Source organism: Nonomuraea sp. NPDC049269, assembly GCF_043197155.1.
Taxonomy (GTDB): Bacteria; Actinomycetota; Actinomycetes; order Streptosporangiales; family Streptosporangiaceae; genus Nonomuraea.
This window is the reverse complement of sequence record NZ_JBICSO010000010.1, coordinates 317,392-333,489: the sequence shown is the minus strand read 5'-3', so window position 1 is coordinate 333,489 and position 16,098 is coordinate 317,392. Positions and strand designations below refer to the sequence as shown.

General features: G+C 68.4%; 16 protein-coding genes. 9 read left to right on the top strand and 7 right to left on the bottom strand.

Annotated elements, in window-relative coordinates; all coding sequences use genetic code 11:
- The first annotated feature begins 932 nt into the window (after positions 1-932).
- The 4 genes from ACGFNP_RS47855 (at position 933) to ACGFNP_RS47840 (ending at position 4,352) form a co-directional block, all read left to right on the top strand.
- Positions 933-1,886 (top strand): helix-turn-helix domain-containing protein, encoded by a 954-nt coding sequence (locus tag ACGFNP_RS47855; RefSeq protein ID WP_393329732.1) that lies wholly within the window; start codon positions 933-935, stop codon positions 1,884-1,886.
- A gap of 14 nt (positions 1,887-1,900) precedes the next feature.
- Positions 1,901-2,362 carry a cupin domain-containing protein gene (locus tag ACGFNP_RS47850; protein WP_024494953.1) on the top strand — a complete coding sequence of 154 codons (462 nt, stop codon included), beginning with the start codon at positions 1,901-1,903 and terminating at the stop codon, positions 2,360-2,362.
- Complete coding sequence (locus tag ACGFNP_RS47845) at positions 2,359-3,273, top strand: NADP-dependent oxidoreductase (RefSeq protein WP_393329730.1); 915 nt, start codon at positions 2,359-2,361, stop codon at positions 3,271-3,273. Before ACGFNP_RS47850 ends, ACGFNP_RS47845 begins: the two co-directional genes overlap by 4 nt.
- A gap of 296 nt (positions 3,274-3,569) precedes the next feature.
- A complete protein-coding gene (locus tag ACGFNP_RS47840; protein ID WP_393329729.1) occupies positions 3,570-4,352 on the top strand; it encodes a DUF4184 family protein in 783 nt (260 codons plus the stop codon).
- A 149-nt stretch (positions 4,353-4,501) separates the two neighbouring features.
- Here ACGFNP_RS47840 and ACGFNP_RS47835 read toward each other — a convergent pair whose 3' ends face one another.
- The 7 genes from ACGFNP_RS47835 to ACGFNP_RS47805 all read right to left on the bottom strand — a co-directional run bounded on the left by ACGFNP_RS47835 (position 4,502) and on the right by ACGFNP_RS47805 (position 9,938).
- The gene (locus ACGFNP_RS47835; protein ID WP_393329727.1) at positions 4,502-5,122 is read right to left on the bottom strand and encodes an L-threonylcarbamoyladenylate synthase; all 621 of its coding nucleotides are present in this window, start codon (positions 5,120-5,122) and stop codon (positions 4,502-4,504) included.
- A gap of 73 nt (positions 5,123-5,195) precedes the next feature.
- Positions 5,196-5,432, bottom strand: a complete 237-nt coding sequence (locus ACGFNP_RS47830; protein ID WP_393329726.1) for a hypothetical protein — start codon at positions 5,430-5,432, stop codon at positions 5,196-5,198.
- Positions 5,429-6,619 carry an RNA-guided endonuclease InsQ/TnpB family protein gene (locus ACGFNP_RS47825; RefSeq protein WP_393329724.1) on the bottom strand — a complete coding sequence of 397 codons (1,191 nt, stop codon included), beginning with the start codon at positions 6,617-6,619 and terminating at the stop codon, positions 5,429-5,431. The genes ACGFNP_RS47830 and ACGFNP_RS47825 overlap by 4 nt, the downstream gene beginning before the upstream one ends.
- Before the next feature lie 122 nt (positions 6,620-6,741).
- Entirely contained in the window at positions 6,742-7,101 is a 360-nt protein-coding gene (locus ACGFNP_RS47820) for a hypothetical protein (protein ID WP_358327341.1), read from the bottom strand.
- Complete coding sequence (locus ACGFNP_RS47815) at positions 7,098-7,964, bottom strand: extradiol ring-cleavage dioxygenase (protein WP_358327339.1); 867 nt, start codon at positions 7,962-7,964, stop codon at positions 7,098-7,100. Before ACGFNP_RS47815 ends, ACGFNP_RS47820 begins: the two co-directional genes overlap by 4 nt.
- Entirely contained in the window at positions 7,957-8,772 is an 816-nt protein-coding gene (locus tag ACGFNP_RS47810) for a citryl-CoA lyase (RefSeq protein WP_358327337.1), read from the bottom strand. The genes ACGFNP_RS47815 and ACGFNP_RS47810 overlap by 8 nt, the downstream gene beginning before the upstream one ends.
- On the bottom strand, positions 8,769-9,938 hold the full coding sequence (locus ACGFNP_RS47805) for a CoA transferase (RefSeq protein WP_358327335.1): 1,170 nt from the start codon (positions 9,936-9,938) through the stop codon (positions 8,769-8,771). Before ACGFNP_RS47805 ends, ACGFNP_RS47810 begins: the two co-directional genes overlap by 4 nt.
- Before the next feature lie 158 nt (positions 9,939-10,096).
- Between ACGFNP_RS47805 and ACGFNP_RS47800 the strand changes: the two genes are divergently transcribed.
- From ACGFNP_RS47800 to ACGFNP_RS47780, 5 genes are all read left to right on the top strand, one after another.
- On the top strand, positions 10,097-11,545 hold the full coding sequence (locus ACGFNP_RS47800) for an amidohydrolase family protein (RefSeq protein ID WP_393329722.1): 1,449 nt from the start codon (positions 10,097-10,099) through the stop codon (positions 11,543-11,545).
- 76 nt (positions 11,546-11,621) lie between these two features.
- Positions 11,622-12,422: an IclR family transcriptional regulator C-terminal domain-containing protein gene (locus ACGFNP_RS47795; protein WP_393329720.1), complete on the top strand. Its 801-nt coding sequence runs from the start codon at positions 11,622-11,624 to the stop codon at positions 12,420-12,422.
- A 372-nt stretch (positions 12,423-12,794) separates the two neighbouring features.
- Entirely contained in the window at positions 12,795-13,355 is a 561-nt protein-coding gene (locus ACGFNP_RS47790) for an RNA polymerase sigma factor (RefSeq protein ID WP_358327329.1), read from the top strand.
- Positions 13,352-14,032 (top strand): hypothetical protein, encoded by a 681-nt coding sequence (locus tag ACGFNP_RS47785; protein ID WP_393329718.1) that lies wholly within the window; start codon positions 13,352-13,354, stop codon positions 14,030-14,032. Before ACGFNP_RS47790 ends, ACGFNP_RS47785 begins: the two co-directional genes overlap by 4 nt.
- A 315-nt stretch (positions 14,033-14,347) precedes the next feature.
- Positions 14,348-15,991, top strand: a complete 1,644-nt coding sequence (locus ACGFNP_RS47780; RefSeq protein ID WP_393329716.1) for a hypothetical protein — start codon at positions 14,348-14,350, stop codon at positions 15,989-15,991.
- The last annotated feature ends 107 nt before the right edge of the window (positions 15,992-16,098 follow it).

The following is a 16,098-nucleotide window of genomic DNA, read 5'->3' as shown; positions in this document are numbered from 1 at the left end:
CTTTGAGTAGGCCCCGCACCGGCTTAGGGCGTGTCCTGTAGGTCGGCAAGCAGCCATAACACGATGGCGGCGATGATGATTTCTGAGCGGTAGTAGGTGACGCGTTTGGCGTAGCGGGTGGCGATTGCACGGAACTGTTTGAGTCGGTTGAAGCAGCGCTCGACGACGTTGCGGCCGGTGTAGCGCTCGGGATCGAAGGCGGGTGGGCGTCCGCCGCGGGAGCCCTTGGCTTTGCGGCGGGCGATCTGGTCGCTGCGTTCCGGGCTGGTGAACGCGATCCCGCGAGCTCAACAATCGACCGGCTCCGCTGATCGACATCCACGCCGTTTGAACAGAGTCCCGATTTCACCCACCTCGCCAGACCACGCGGGGTTACACCGAGTGACCGGCCTCGAACGTCGAAACGATGCCGCCGACCGCAGATCGGCAGGTCCGATCGGTCCGAGCGTCGATGCCGTTCCCATTCCCGGCTTCCCAGCGTCGTGTGCGCATAACGCTAGGCTGACCGGCAAAAGAGACACTCATTCATGCGATCACGAAGACCACGCGCGATCCTCGCTGCCGCGTTCTTTGCGGCGGTGACCGCGGTGGTGCTCACCAGACGTTACCGGCCGGCGCTCAAGACGACGGGGCTTCGCAACCCGGTACCCGGCCGGCGGTTATGGGTGTCGGCAGGCTGGCCGTCACAGCCGCGTCCACCAGCGGACTCCAGTTGATCGCCAACGAGCGTGAACACATCTCGAAGTCCATCGCGGCGGTTACCACCGATTCCGATATCGGTGCTGCGCTCACCGTTCGGCCGTCGGTCGCCGGCGCGACTGAGCCGTCCACCGCGTGCACCAGAGCCTGGTAGAGCAGATGCGGGCCGGCGCCGCTGTAACCCGCCGCCGAACACCGTGCCTGAGCAGAAGTGTCGCCGTTATCATTGACCGGTGATCGGCAACCTTGAGTCGTTCCAGGACGAGCTGGCCGCCAGCGGGTTTCCGCCGCTGATCAACAAGCTGGCCGGGGCCAGCTTCCGGGGCGGGATCGCCACCCGTGACCTCGGGCCGCTGCGGCTGGTCTCCCTCGACACGCCCGAGAGCGCCTGCATCGGGCGGGAGCGCGACGCCTCCGACGGCGAGAACCTGGCGGTCAAGGTGATGACCCGGGGCCGGACGCGGATCGAGCAAGGGCGCGGCGACGCCGAACTCGGGCCGACCGACCTGGTACTGCTCGATCCCACGCGTACGCTCCGGTTCGAGAGCACCGCCGCGGCGCACGTCACCATCCTGGTTCCGCGCCGGGAGCTTCGGATCCGGCCCGCGCAGATCGACCGGCTCATCGGCGTACGCATCGACGGCAGCCACGGCCCGGGCGCTCTCGTCTCCGTGCTGGCCCGGGAGTCGGCGTGGTCGGCGACCGAGTTCCGCGAGGCGGAGGCGCTGCGGTCGGCGGCGGCCGTCGTCGAGCTGATCGCGGTCGCACTGGAGGCCCGGCTCGGCGACGAACAACCGGCCCCGGACGAGTGGCTGCGGAGCCGGATCGCCGGCTACATCGAGACCCGGCTGGCCGATCCCGATCTGTCCCCGCCTGGCATCGCCGCCACCCACAACATATCCGTACGCCGGCTGCACAAGCTGTTCGAGGACCAGCCGCTCACCGTCGCGGCCCTGATCCGCCGTCGCCGCCTGGAGCGCTGCCGGGCCGAGCTGACCGGAAGCGGACGTACGGTCACCGCCGTGGCCGCCCGGTGGGGATTCTCCGATCCCACCCATTTCAGCAAGCTCTTCAAGGCGACGTACGGCTACAACGCCCGTGCACTGGTAACCAGCAACCGTGCACAGACGACCAAGACGCGCACAGCCGGCCCGGACAAGGATGGTGGTGACCAAGGCAGGCAATAGCAATAGGAGAAGTCGTGGCGAAGGTAAACATCGTCCGCCCCGGTGAGGGCGAGATCCTCGGCAGCGGGGCGCAGCAGATCCGCATCCTGGAGAACGGCGAGCACACCGACCACCGGCTGGGGTTCGCCGAGGTCACCATTCCGCCGGGCACCCCGAGCCCGTTGCAGCATCGCCACGCCCAGCATGACGAGGGCTTCTACGTGCTGGCGGGAACTTTCCGGTTCACCGTCGGCGAGGACCAATACGACGCCGGGCCGGGCACCTGGGTCATCGTGCCGACCGGGGCGCCGCACACGTTCGCCAACGTCGGCGACGAGAACGCGGTCATGCTGAACACCTTCACGCCGGACCTGTATGTGCAGTACTTCCGCGACTTCAAGGCCATGATCGATTCCGGGCAGCCGGTCAACGCCGAGACCATGCAACCGCTCTGGAAGAACTACGCCACCGAGATCTCGAACGAATACGCCTCGTGAAGCGCCTTCAATACGACCGCTACGGCGGCCCGGAGGTGATGCGGCTCGCTGAGTTCGAGCCACCACGCTCGGGTCCGGATGAGGTTCTCGTCCGCGTCCGAGCGGCGGCTTCCAACGCGCTGGACTGGAAGATGCGCAACGGCGAGATGAAGCTGATGACCGGCCGCTCCTTTCCCCGGGCGATGGGGCACGACTTCGCCGGAGTCGTCGAGGCGGTCGGCGCCGGCGTCACCCGCCTGAAGGCCGGCGACGCGGTACTCGGCCGGGCTCGGTTCCGGCAGGCGGGGGCGTTCGCCGAGATGGTGACGGCCCCGGAGAAGGCGGTCGTGCTCAAACCGGTGGACCTTTCGTACGAGCAGGCCGCCGCCCTGCCGCCCGTGGGCGTGACCGCCTACCAGGCCACGGCGGAAATCCGGCCCGGGCAGGCGGTCTTCGTCAACGGGTACCTGGGCGGGGTGAGCCGGGCCGCCGCCCAGTTCGCCCGGGCGCGGGGAGCCTCGGTCGCCGGCAGCTGCCGCAACCCTGCGGCCGACGAAGCCCACGAGCTCGGCGTCGAGCCGGTCGTGGGTTTCGGCTTCGACCCGGCCGCCCTCGCGGAACGGTTCGATCTCGTCCTCGACACGCCCGGCATGCTTCCCTTCGCCGCGGCCCGAACGCTGCTGAAGCCTGGCGGAACCATCGTCGACATCGTCCCAACCCCGGCCAAAATGATCAGAAGCGCACTGCCCGGCCCGTTCCGGGCGATGATGGGCCGGCCGGTGACCGCCGACCTGGAGGAGGTGGCCCGGACCCTGCGCCTGCCCATCGCCCGTACGGTCCCGTTGGCCGAGGCGATTCCCGCCCTGACGGAGCTGGAGCGCGAGCAGCGCCCGATGGGCGGCAAACTGGTCATCGCCATGGCCGGAAGCTAAGTGGTCTCGCCCGTAAGTTCTTCGGGGGTTCACGTAGCTGCTGGTAGTGCGGCAGGCTGGTGGGCGTAGCCGGTGGGCTGCTGGGAGTGCTCTTTCTGTTCGTGTCGCTCGATCCGGGTCAGCAGGTCCTCGAGGTCGGCGGGCCTTCGTTCTCCTGCCGGAGAGCCGCACCATTGCTGGGTCCCAGACCGATTCCGCCTCGGCGCTCTCACGGTCGCCGACCACCAGCGGGCAGCGGAGGACCGGGCTTTGTCGATCAAGGTGGTGGTCCGGGTTGGAGGTGCCGATAATGGCGTGTGCCCTTCACCGTGAGCCATATTGCAGCGATCTTGCCGATGCGGCGGTGGTTGCCCTCGTCGGCGCTGGCCATCGGGACTGTGATGCCTGACGCGCCGTACTATCTGCCGCTGCCGTTCTCGTCGGCGAGCACGCACGCGTGGTGGGGGCCGCTTGTCCTGGGCCTGCCGGCAGGTGTGGTGCTGCTGGTGCTGTTCCACCGGGTGCTGCGGGCGCCGCTGACCGTGCTGGCTCCTGCCGGGCTGCGTGTCCGGTTGCCGGAGCCGGCGCGGCCGGCGCCTGTGGCGGTGGTGGTGGCGCTGCTGGCCGGGATGGCCACGCATCTGCTCTGGGACGCCTTTACGCAGGTCGGCGGGTTCGCGGTGGCGCACTGGCAGGCGTTGCGGCAGCCGGTCATCGGCGCGCACCGGGTGTTCAACATGCTGATGTACGTCAGCTCGGCAGGCGGGCTGGTGATCCTGGCCGGATGGCTCGTGCTGTGGTATCGGCGCGCGCCGGTCCAGCCTGGGCGGGGCCCGGGGGTGGTGCTGGGCCGGACGCGCGGCGTGGTGCTGGCCGCGGCCGCGCTGGCGATGGCAGCGGGCGCCTCTTACGGGGCGGCCTCGGATCGTGCCGCGGTGAGCGACTACGACCTGGTACGAAGCATGATCTTGGGTGGGGCCGACGGAGCAGCGTTGATTCTTGCCTGCTACGTGCTCGCCTGGCACGGCTGGACGGCGTTGCGGGGCCGGGGGCCGACGCGTGAGGCGGTGGCCGCCGACCAGCCCCGCAGCGGCCGGTGAGGCCAGTATCTCCGCAGGTAATCAGCAACCCTTGAGTTTCGCTGGGCTCGGCGCAACGGCCCGTGCGGCACCAGGGCGCTCGGCCGGCCCCCGACCTCAGACGTCGAACTCGGCCTGGAGATCGCGGTCGGCGAGACCGCTGCCGTCGCCTATTCGAACAGGGACGTGTCTCCCGTGCCCCTGCGGAGAATCTCGGGTTCCTCCTGCGAGAAGTCGACGACGGTCGTCGGGGTGGCGCCGCATTCGCCGGAGTCGATGACCGCGTCCACCACGTGGTCGAGCCGCTCCTTGATCTCCCAGCCCTGCGTCGAGGGTTCGGTCTCGTCGGGCAGCAGCAGGGTGCTGGACACCAGCGGCTCGCCGAGCTCGGCCAGCAGCGCCTGGGTGACGACGTGATCAGGGATGCGAACGCCGACCGTCTTCTTCCGGGGATGCAGCAGTCGCCGCGGCACCTCCTTGGTCGCGGGCAGAATGAACGTGTAACCGCCGGGAGTCGCCGCCTTGACCTGGCGGAACAGCGCATTGCTCAGGTGAACGAACTGACCGAATTGCGCGAAGTCACGGCATACCAGGGTGAAGTGGTGGTCGCTGCCAAGGCCGCGGATCTCCCTGATCCGGTCAAGGCCCTCCTTGTTGCCCGGTCGGCATCCAAGGGCATAGCACGAGTCGGTGGGATAGGCGATGAGCCCGTCCGTCCGCAGGATCTCGGCGATCTGGCTGATCAGGCGAGGCTGGGGATTGTCTGGATGAAGATCGAAGTATCTGGCCACGTCTCGGATCCTAGGGTCCAGCACCATGGCATGACAGGCGGCCCCAGGGCGATGCGGTGTCGCCGCGCGCTGGTCAGGCGATGCTCAGGACGATGCGGCCACCCGCTGTGCCCGCCGCCTGCCGTTGCCACGCCTCTCCGGCCGACTCCAGGGGCACCACCTCGTGAGCCACCGCCAGCCGTCCCAGCGCCGCCTGTTCCGCGATCATGGTGATGGCCGCGGCGCGCTGTTCCAGGGTCAGCCCGTTGTTGGTTTGACGCGCTCCTCGGGGTGAAGCCTGAGGATTCTCGCCCGTGTCGCATGAGTTCATGCGGCACCTCGAAGGCTTCCTGTTTCATCGACCTGCGCCACTGCACGCGGTGGTCTTACCTGGTCTCCGCAGGCATTTAGCCTCTCCGCCCGTCCGGCGGTGAGGATGTTGATCGCAGCATTGACGTCCCGGTCATGGACTGCCCCGCACGAGCAGGCCCATTCCCGGACGTTCAGCGGCATCTGCCCGGCGACGCTTCCGCACGACGAGCACAGCTTGGAGGAGGGGAAGAATCTGCCGATCTTGGCGAACGTTCTGCCGTACAGGTTCGCCTTGTACTCCAGCATGGCGACGAACGTCGACCAGCCCGCGTCGTGCACGCTCTTGGCCAGTTTGGTGCGGGCGAGCCCCTTGACCGCCAGGTCCTCCACGAACACCGCTTGGTTCTCACCGATGATCCGTGTGGAGGTCTGGTGATGGAACTCACGACGCGCGTCGGCGACCTTGGCGTGCTGCCGGGCGACCTTCAGGCGAGCCTTGCCCCGGTTCTTCGATCCCTTCTGCTTGCGCGACAGCGCCCGCTGAAGCTTGCGGAGTTTCTTCTCCGCCCGGCGCAGGAAACGCGGGGAGTCGATCTTCCGCCCGTCGGACAGGACCGCGAAGTGTCCCACCCCCAGATCGATCCCGATTTCCTCCTCGGTCCCAGACAAGGGTTGTCCGTTCGTCTCGACCACGAACGAGGCGAAGTATCGGCCGGCCGCATCCTTGATCACCGTCACGCTGGAGGGGTCGGACGGCAACCGGCGTGACCACCGGACCGTGATATCGCCGACCTTCGGCAGGGACAGTTTCTCCCCAACCTTGAACCGGGCGTTGCGGGTGAACCGGATCGCCTGCCGGTTGTCCTTGCGAGAGCGGAACCGAGGCGCGCCAAACCTTGGGCCTTTCCGCCCTCCGCACAGGCTGGCGAAGAAGTGGCGGTAGGCGGTGTTCAGATCGGCGAGCGCCTGCTGCAACACCACCGCTGACACCTCGCCCAGCCACTCCCGCTCGGGCGAGGTCTTGGCCTGGGTGATGACCCGCTTGGACAGATCCACGTCCGAGATGTACGGCAAACCGGCCTGGCGAGCATCCTGCCTGGCACGCAGCCCGTCATTGAACAGCACACGCGCACAGCCGAACGCGCGGGCCAGCGCTTCACGCTGCGCGGCGTCGGGATACAGCCGGTAGTTGTAACGGAGCTGCACGCGCTGATCATATCGCTGACCTATGACCGAGAGTGGTGACACGAAAACCTAAAGACACGGCGCACGGGTGCGGTCGGCCACCACGGGCGGCCGGCCGCAGGTCTCGATCCGGGCCGTGCGCATCAGGTCGCGATGTCCGGGTACGGCAGCCGCATGTGCGCCAGCCGCCGCGCGTACTCGGTCTGGAAGCCCAGCGGCGGATGGTCGCGCTCGAACATCGCGATGAACAGCGTCAGCGTGAGGAACGGGTGCGCACCCAGCTCGAACAGCTTCGGATAGTCGTGGGTCACCAGCGCCTCGCGCTCGACGTCGTCGAAGCGCAGCCACGTGGACGACTCGCCGGAGTGGCAGCCGAGGATGCGGTTGGCGTATTCGGACTCCCACCAGCCGACGGTGGCGCGCGGCTCCTCGCGGTAGCGCTCGACCAGTTCGGCATCGCGGTCGACGGTGAAGAGGAACTTGTTCAGCAGGTATTTGCTCACGATCGGCCGCCTCCGCTCGGGTACCAGGTGAAGTACGCCTCCATGGTGTGGAACAGGTCGTACGTGTCCACGTAGTCGGCCTTCTGGCCCTCGCCCGCCACGCCCATCATCAGCATGAAGTCCATGAAGCCGTGCGTGGCGTTGCCCGGCAGGTGGAGGCTGTCGAGGGTGACCTCGGCCAGGCAGCCCTCGATGTCGCCGGAGGAGATCCATTCGACGGCGCGCCGGTCGAACTCGGGGTCGGGTCCGTGCGGCCCGAACTGGCGTGGCCCGCCCAGCTCCAGTGACAGATGCCCGGTGCCGATGACCGCGACCCGCCGGCCGGACGGCCACGACTCGACGAGCTGCCGGATGGTCTGCCCGAGCTGCACGAACCGCTTCGGCCGCGGTAAGGGAGGGGCGAAGATGTTGGTGTAGACGGGCACGATCGGCAGGTCGTTCTGCGGGCGCAGAGTGATGATCGGGCACGTGATCGAGTGGTCGATCCGCAGCTCGTTGGAGAAGGCCAGGTCGAAGCCGGCGTCCAGCCCTTCACGCAGGATGTGGGAGGACAGGTCCTCCTGCCCCGTGAACAGCATCCTGGGCAGCCCGAACTCGCGCTCCTCGTTGTAGAAGTTCGCGTCGTAGAAGGGCGCCTTCCCGACCAGGAACTGCGGCATGTTGTCCAGCCACAGCTGGTGGAAGTGGTCGGAGCCGACCATGACCAGCACATCCGGCCTGGCCCTGGTCAGGGTCTCCCTGAACGCCTCCACCTTGCGCACCCACTCGTCGGCGAACGGCGGTCGCTCCTCGCCGGTGGAGGTGCTGGCTCGGTAGTAGAAGGGGTGGTGGGTGGATGCGATGACCGCGACGAGTTCAGCCATGCGGACCTCCGTCAGCGAAGGGCTCGGGCGGGATGGAAACGTTGTTCAGGTCCACCGAGAGGAAGATGTCGTTGGCCACGGGACGCCGCAACTCCTCGGCGAGCTGCCCGATCAGCCCGGCGGTCCTGGCCAGCAGCGCGAACCCGCGCAGCAACTCCAGCGGCAGCCCCAGATCGGCCAGCGCCGCTCCGCAGGCGCCCGCGCCGTTGAGCGGCAGTGTCCTGCCCAGGACCCGCGGGTGCACGCGGCCGACAGCGGCGAACAGCGACAGGTGCGGCCCGAACAGGCCCTCCTCGGCCGCGATCTCGAACAGCCGGGGCGTGCGGGGGTCGCCGTCCTTGTGCACGTGGTGGCCGAGCCCGGGGATCAGCTGCCGAGCCTCCCGCCGGGCCCGTACGGCCTCCAGGGCGAGATCGTCCCAGCCGGCGTCGTCGGCGGGGAGCTCCTCCCGCGCGGTCAGCACGTCGTGGAGGTATCGGCCGCAGTCCTCGGTGACGCCGAGGAAGCGGGAGCCGCCGCCGAGCAGCCCAGCGGCCAGAGCCCCCTGTACGGAGTCCGGCGCCGACAGGTACGTCAGCCGTGTCACGATCGCGGTCGGCGTGAACCCGTGATCGGCCAGCGCGGCCAGCACGGCCTCGAACAGGCGTACCTCTCCCCGGGAGGGACGGCGCTGGGTGGCGAGCCAGAAGGCCAGCTCGCCGAAGCCCACCTCGCCCATCACCTCCGAGGCCAGGTCCCGGCCGAGCAGGGTGATCGACGTCGGCGACGACGCCCCGAGCGCGGTGGGGTATTCCCGCTCCCGCGTCACGTCCGCTCGCCTTCCCCGGGGCCGGTGAGCCACTTGCGCAGCTCCGCGCCGTGCTCGTCCAGCTCCGGTGGCGGCAGTGTGTAGGCGGCCGGCGTCTCGGAGAACCGGATCGGGTGCCGCGTCGTCGGCATCGCCCGCTCGCCCTCGCCCACCACCACGACAGGATCGAGCCCGAACCGCTCCGCCGCGGCGAACCCGCCGTCGATGGTGTTGATCGGCCCGCTCGGCACCCCGGCCTCCACCAGCAGCTCGAACCACTCGTCCGCGGAGCGCAGGACGAGCCGCTCGACCAGGATCGGCCGCAGCTCCTCGCGGTTGGCGGTGCGGCCGGCGTTCCTGGCGAAGCGCGGGTCCTCGGCCACCTCCGGGATGCCGAGCACCTCGCACAGCTTCCTGAACTGGCCGTCGTTCGCGGCCGCGACGATCAGCTCGTGGTCGGCCGTGGGCAGCGGCTCGTACGGGAACACGCTCGGATGCGCATTCCCCATCCGGTACGGCACCACGCCCCCGGCCACGTACGCGGAGCTCTGGTTGACCAGCCCGGTCAGCGCCGACGACATCAGGTTCACCTCGACGTGCTGCCCGCTCCCCGTGGCCTCGCGGTGGCGCAGCGCGGCGAGGATGCCGATGACGGCGTGGTTACCCGCCATCACGTCGAACACCGAGATCCCGGCCCGGTACGGCGGCCCGTCCGGGTCACCCGTGAGGCTCATCAGCCCGGACATGGCCTGCACCATCAGGTCGTAGCCCGGCACCCGAGCCCCGGCCCCGGAGCCGAACCCGCTGATGGAGGCGTACACGATCCCCGGGTTCGCGGCCCGCACCGAGGCATAGTCGAGCCCGTACTTGCCCAGCCCGCCCGGCCGGAAGTTCTCCACCAGCACGTCCGCACGCGCGGCCAGCTCCCTGGCCACCCCGGCGTCGGCTTCGTCGCGCAGGTCGAGCGCGATCGACCGCTTCCCCCGGTTGACCCCGAGGTAGTACGTGGACACCTCGCCGCGCGAGGGTGGCGTCCACGTCCGGGTGTCGTCCCCGCCCGGGCCTTCGACCTTGACGACGTCGGCGCCCAGGTCCGCCAGCAGCATCGTGGCGTACGGGCCGGCCAGGATCCTGGAGAAGTCGGCCACCAGCACGCCGGACAGCGGCCCCGGCACGGTGTCTGTCATCAAGCTCCATCCCCACGTCCGTACAACGGACGTCTGTCCGCTAAAGCGATCCCAGCATCTACGGAAGCTCGCGTCAACACTCTTGACATGGTCGAAGACGCTCATCACAGTGGCGTTGACCGTATGGCGGACAGATGTTCGCAGGCGAGGAGCATGCCATGAACGACTTCGAGGCTGGACGGCCCGTAGTGCTGCGCGGCGGCACGGTGCTGCCCATGGACGGGCGGCAAGGGGAGGGCGGGCGGGTGCTGCCCCGCACGGACGTCCTCGTCATCGGGGACAGGATCGCCGCCGTCGGCCCCGGGTTGGCGGCGCCGCCGGACGCCGTGGAGATCGACGCCTCCGGCGGCATCGTCATGCCCGGCATGATCGACACCCACCGGCACATGTGGCAGACCGCCCTGCGCGGCTACGGCGCCGACTGGACCCTCACCCAGTACTTCGTCTGGTTCTACCTGGAGCACGGCAAGCTGTTCCGGCCCGAGGACGTGCACGCGGGCAACACGCTGGCCGCGATCGAGGCGCTCGACGCCGGGGTCACGACCGTCGTCGACTGGTCGCACGGGCTCCAGACCGTCGACCACGCCGACGCCGCCGCCGACGCGCTCCAGTCCGTGCCCGGACGGTACGTGCTCGCGTACGGCAACCTCCAGCAATCGCCCGCCGAGTGGACGGCCGCGCCGGAGTTCAGGGACTTCGTGCGCAGGCGCGTCACCGGCGACGACCTGCTCGGCTTCCAGATCGCCTTCGACGTGCTCGGCGACCCCGCCTTCCCTGAGAAGGCCGCCTTCGAGGCCGCCCGCGAGCTCGGCGCCGCGGTCACCACGCACGCCGGCGTGTGGGGCGCCACCGGCGACGACGGCATCAAGCTGATGTACGAGCACGGCTTCATGACCTCCGGCACGATCTACGTGCACGCCGCCTCGCTGTCGGCCGATTCCTACCACCGCATCGCGGCCACCGGCGGCTCCATCTCGGTCTCCACGGAGAGCGAGCAGAGCGCGGGCCAGGGCTACCCGCCCACCTGGGCGATCCGCGCCCACGGCATCCCGGTGTCGTTGTCCATGGACACCAGCGTGTGGTGGAGCGGCGACCTGTTCTCCGCCATGCGCGCCACCCTCGGCGCCGACCGGTCGCGCGAGCACCTGGAGGCGCACGCCAAGGGCGAGACCGTCACGCACTGCGGCCTGCGCGCCGACCAGGTCGTCGAGTGGGCCACCCGCGGCGGCGCCCGCGCGCTCGGCCGCGACGACCTCGGCAGCCTGGAGCCGGGTAAGAAGGCCGACCTCGTGCTCATCAAGAACGACCTGTCGCCGGTCTCGTTCCCCTTGCTCAACCCGTTCGGGCACGTGGCGTTCCAGGCGCAGCGCGGCGACGTGCACACCGTCCTGGTCAACGGCCGCGTGGTCAAGCACGAGCACCGCCTGCTCGGGATCGACCTCGCCGCGGCGCGCCACGAGGTCGAGGGGACGGTCGAGTACCTGCGGTCGGAGATGGGCGAGGAGGCCTGGGAGCAGGGCATGAACCCGGACATCCCTGCGACGAAGCTTCTTGATAACCCGTACACATACACCGACTACCGCAGTGACTCCACGCACCGCCTGTGATCGGCCGCTGTGCGGACGTACGACCGTACCGACCGTCTAAAGTCGGATCAACGGATCCGAGCGAGTGAGGGCGTTCATGACACGTGGCGACACCGGACCTGACTTCATCGAGGCGCTGGCCCGCGGCCTCGATGTGATCAGGGTCTTCCGGCCGGGGCGCCCGGTCATGTCCCTGACGGAGGTGGCGGCCGCGGCCGGCCTGGCCAGGCCGACGGCCCGCCGCATCCTGCTCACCCTCCAGGAGCTGGGCTACGCCAGGAGCGAGCAGGGAGGCTTCGCCCTCACGCCCCGGGTGCTGGAGCTGGGCGTCGCCTACGTCCGTTCCATGGGGTTGTGGGAGGTGGCCAGGCCGCACCTGGAGCGGCTCGTCACGCAGACGCACGAGTCGTGCTCGATCGCCCAGCTCGACGGCTCCGACATCGTCTACGTCGCCAGGGTCGCCGTACCGAAGATCGTCACCCTCTCGGTGCAGATCGGCACCCGCTTCCCCGCGCTCCAGACGTCGCTGGGCAAGGTGCTGCTGGCCGCGCTGTCGCCCGCCGAGGTGGATCGGGTCCTGGCTGAGCCGAGCCGCTCGGGCATCGAGCCGCGCTGGCAGCCGGACGCAAAGGAACGCGAGGCGGTGCTGCGCGCGGTGCGCGCCAAGGGGTGGGCGATGACGGACGAGCAGCTCGCCCTGGGGATCCGGTCGGTGGCGGCACCGCTCAGGGACGGGCTGGGCAACGTCATCGCGGCCGTCAACGTCAACGCCCACGCCGCCGAGACCTCCATCGAGAAGCTGACCGAGGAGCACCTCCCGCTGCTGCTGAAGACGGCGAGCGCGATCAGCGCCGACTGGGCCCTGTACGAAGCCGTGCCGCACGTCACGGCTTCCTGATCGGGTCCTGTTTCAAGGCTTTGACCTGGCGTTGGATCTGCGGGGCCCGGGTGCCACGCTGAACTCCAGAGGTCTCATCGTGCTCGACTCCGTATCCGGCGCTCGATCCCGGCCCCAGGGGACGGCTGTCCGGCGGTCACCCGGTTGGCGGGGGAGCGGGGTGAGCGCGCTCGGCGTCGAGGGCGCTGATGGGGATCGTCGTGGAGGGCTTCGGGGCGCTCGGAGGCGTTCAGCGAGACGACAGAGGGCCCGGCCGACATGGTCGATTCCCGCAGGCAACCGGAGCCTCGGCAGGACTCACCCGTTCGCTCTCATAACGCTTTTCCCGTTGCTGACCAAGAAGGGGTGTAGTCGACGAAGGGAGCACGGCCGGTGCGTCGCAGACAGGCGGACATCGCCACAGATCCGGAGGCTTTCGAAGCCTTCTACCGGCGCCACGTCGACGCGATCACGTCGTTCCTCGCCCGCCGGGTCGATGATCCGAACACGGTCGCCGACCTGGTGGCGGAGGTCTTCCTCGCGGTGCTCGACTCCGCCCACACCTACCGGCCCGGACTCGGCAGCGAGATCGCCTGGCTGTACGGCGTGGCGCGCAACACCCTGTCGGCCGAACGGCGGCGGGCGTTCAAGGAGACGAGACTGGCCGATCGCGTAGGCGGACGACGACCGCTCGACTGCGACGACGTCGCCGAGCTCGAAGAGCGGATCGACGCGGAGAGCGTGGCCAGGCGGGCCTTCCAGGCCATGGCCGGATTACCGGACGGTGATCGCGCGATGCTCGAACTGGTCGTCATCGACCAGCTCACGATCGGCGAGGCGGCCACCGCTCTGGGCATCCGCCAGGGCGCCGCCAGGGCCAGACTGCACCGCGCCCGCCACACGCTCAGGAACGTGCCGGAGATGGCTCCCTTCGTCATGGAAGGAACGCGATGAACTTCAAGGAGCACGTACTGATGGAACTCAAAGCCGAAATCGTGGCCCGCAACAAGGCCCGCCGCCTGCTCGTCAGACGACGCCTGCTCGCCACAGGAGCGGTCGCCACGATCGCGGCCACGGCGGCCGTCGCGGTGCCGCTCCTGACCGGATCCGAGACCCCGGCCTACGCGGTCACCAAGAACACCGACGGCACGATCACCCTGAAGATCAACGAATTCAGGGACCCGGACCAGGTGGAGAAGGACCTGGCGAAACTCGGCGTCACCGCCGACGTCTCCTACGTCAAGCCCGGCAGCCGGTGCGCCCCCGGCCGCGGCGAGGGCGAAGGCGCCGCCTCCTTCTCCAAGGAAGAGCTCAAGAGCAAGGATCCCAAGGTCCAGAAGAGAATCGAGGAAGCGATCGCGAACTCGCCGAACGGCAAGACGTTCAAGATGGGCCGCGGCCAGGTACGGATCAACCCGCAGTACATCAAGCCGGGGCAGACGGCCGTCATGGAGTTCACCGAGAACGCGGACCAAACCTCGGGCCCGGACAAGCCCAGAGTCCTGTGGGGGTTCAGCGGCTACCTCGTCACCAGCCCGGCCAAGCCCTGCAAGGTCATCGCCGACCCGTCCTGGGACAAACTGCCCGACCCCAAGACGAACCCCGAGGCATACCCGCCACCCGGCAGCTGACCCTCGCCGGGCGGGGCCGCCTACCGTGCCCCCGCTCGGCGACCACCCTCGCCGCTACCCGGCTCCGGCCTGTGGCGGTCGATGCGCTGGGAGCACACCTGTGAGGCCCGCAGGCGGGCGAATACGCGCTTCCAGTTTGGTCTCTGTTCTGGATTGGATTCCGCATGCGCGTATACCTGACCATGGCCGCGAAGCGTCAAGGGGTGAATCTCAACCCTTATCTCTCTCTGGCTCGTTCGCTTCTGGGTGACGTGTTCCCCGTGCCGTTGGAAACAGTCGACGCCGCTGAATGGGTGGCCACGGGTGCCGCGTTGCTTGCCTGGTTCCAACGAGGAAGGAGCCGACGAGCGCCCACCGCTGATCGTGCGGGACGACCGCGGCGGCCTGGGGGTGAGCGGCACGCTCGCTGGAGAACGCGACGTGCGGTGGCTCGCTCAAGCGTCCGAACTGGGTGATGTGATGGCGGACCTGTCCGGATGCTTGTCCGTCATCCGGGTGACCGAAGAGGGAATTCAGGCCGCCACCGCAAGCACCAGGGCCTTGTCCGTCTTCCACGCCGAGAACGACGACCTGCACCTGGTGGGAACCCGCGCTCTGCACGTGCACCTCGTGGCGAACAACGGCAGGATCGTCTGGAACGAGATCGCCCTTCAAACGATGATCCGCCAGGGATACTTCCTGTCCGATGAAACCCCTTACCGAGGTGTGACAGCGCTTGGGCCGTCCTCCGTCATCACGGTGAAAGGCGGTCGCAGGAGTATCGACACGCGTGCGCTGCCACCGGCGCAACCGATGCCGACCTCGGCCAGGGCCAAGCGCAGGGCGATCAGCCAGTTATGTGATGCTCTCGCCGCCGCCGTCGAGCCACTGCGTACCGGCCCCGAATCGGTGAACCTCGCATTGACGGGCGGGCGCGACAGCCGATTGATGGCCGCGCTTCTCCACGCGGGCCGCGTCCCTTTCCGGGCGACCACCAACGGGCTTGACACGCACCCAGACGTGATCATCCCCAGAGCGATCTCCGCCCGCTTGCGCATCGACCATACGATCATCCCGCCGGTGCGGACTGAGGCGAAGGACGCCGTCCTCGTCCCGCACCCGAGCATGCGCACCTATGAGGTCATCCGCGCCTGCGAAGGCATGACCTCTGCGTACGAGAGCATCGTGGACTACCGTCCGTACTCCACAACGCCGACCATGTCCGGGCAGAGCGGCGAGATCCTCAGAGGCGGCTTCCTGTACAGCCAGGGCCAGCCCACCGGCAAGGCGATGCATCGCAGGGTCAATGACTTCTTCCTCAAGAACGAACCCTTCTTCACCGATCAGGCGAATGAGCATGCACGCGAATTGGCGGCGCCATGGCTGCGACAAGCCGTCGAAAACCCGTGGGAAGTGCTCGACCACCTGTACGTCACCTACCGAGTAGGACGTTGGCATGCCGCGGCAAGGGTCGGATCGCTGCGGCGCGGAGATCCCGTTCAGCCGTTCCTCGACAACCGCGTGGTGCTTGACGCGCTGTCGCTCGATCAACGGTGGCGCCATTCAGAAGAAGTCGTCTACGAGCTGATCAGGCGACTGGCACCCGGCCTGGACAAGATCGAACTTGACGGCAGACCCTGGCGCTTCCAAGCCGGGGAAGTGGAAAAGCGCAGATGGTGGCAATGGAAGCCGTCCGTCAGCACCGCTGTGGAACCAGCCGGGAAAAACGGCTGGAATTGGCGCACCAGCCCAGGGCCGCGCCTATCCGCTCTTCTTGGCGAATTCGTACTGGAACGAGCCGATGCTCTGAGTTCCCTCGTGCGAGGCGACGAATTGAAGGCCTTCTTCTCCGATCCCGTCGTCAAACAACCTGCACTGGCATGGAATCTCCATACCGTCGCCGCCCTGCTCACCGGCGCCTTTCCAGGAAAACCTCCGGCGGCGGCAGAACCGGTGCGAATCGAGATCCCTTACATCTAGCGGGACGTGTCTATGAATCAGTCAGTGTGCTGATGGCCGCCGTTCTGGCCGGAACGGCTGGCTGGGTGACAGCCGGGGCATCAGGAGGGAGTTTCACTCTCGTCACG

Bases quoted from the DNA above. Each gene is read 5' to 3' on its own strand.
- ACGFNP_RS47815 (WP_358327339.1), bottom strand. From the start codon at position 7,964: ATGGCTGAACTCGTCGCGGTCATCGCATCCACCCACCACCCCTTCTAC.
- ACGFNP_RS47805 (WP_358327335.1), bottom strand. From the start codon at position 9,938: ATGACAGACACCGTGCCGGGGCCGCTGTCCGGCGTGCTGGTGGCCGAC.
- ACGFNP_RS47830 (WP_393329726.1), bottom strand. From the start codon at position 5,432: ATGAACTCATGCGACACGGGCGAGAATCCTCAGGCTTCACCCCGAGGA.
- ACGFNP_RS47785 (WP_393329718.1), top strand. From the start codon at position 13,352: ATGAACTTCAAGGAGCACGTACTGATGGAACTCAAAGCCGAAATCGTG.
- ACGFNP_RS47800 (WP_393329722.1), top strand. From the start codon at position 10,097: ATGAACGACTTCGAGGCTGGACGGCCCGTAGTGCTGCGCGGCGGCACG.
- ACGFNP_RS47795 (WP_393329720.1), top strand. From the start codon at position 11,622: ATGACACGTGGCGACACCGGACCTGACTTCATCGAGGCGCTGGCCCGC.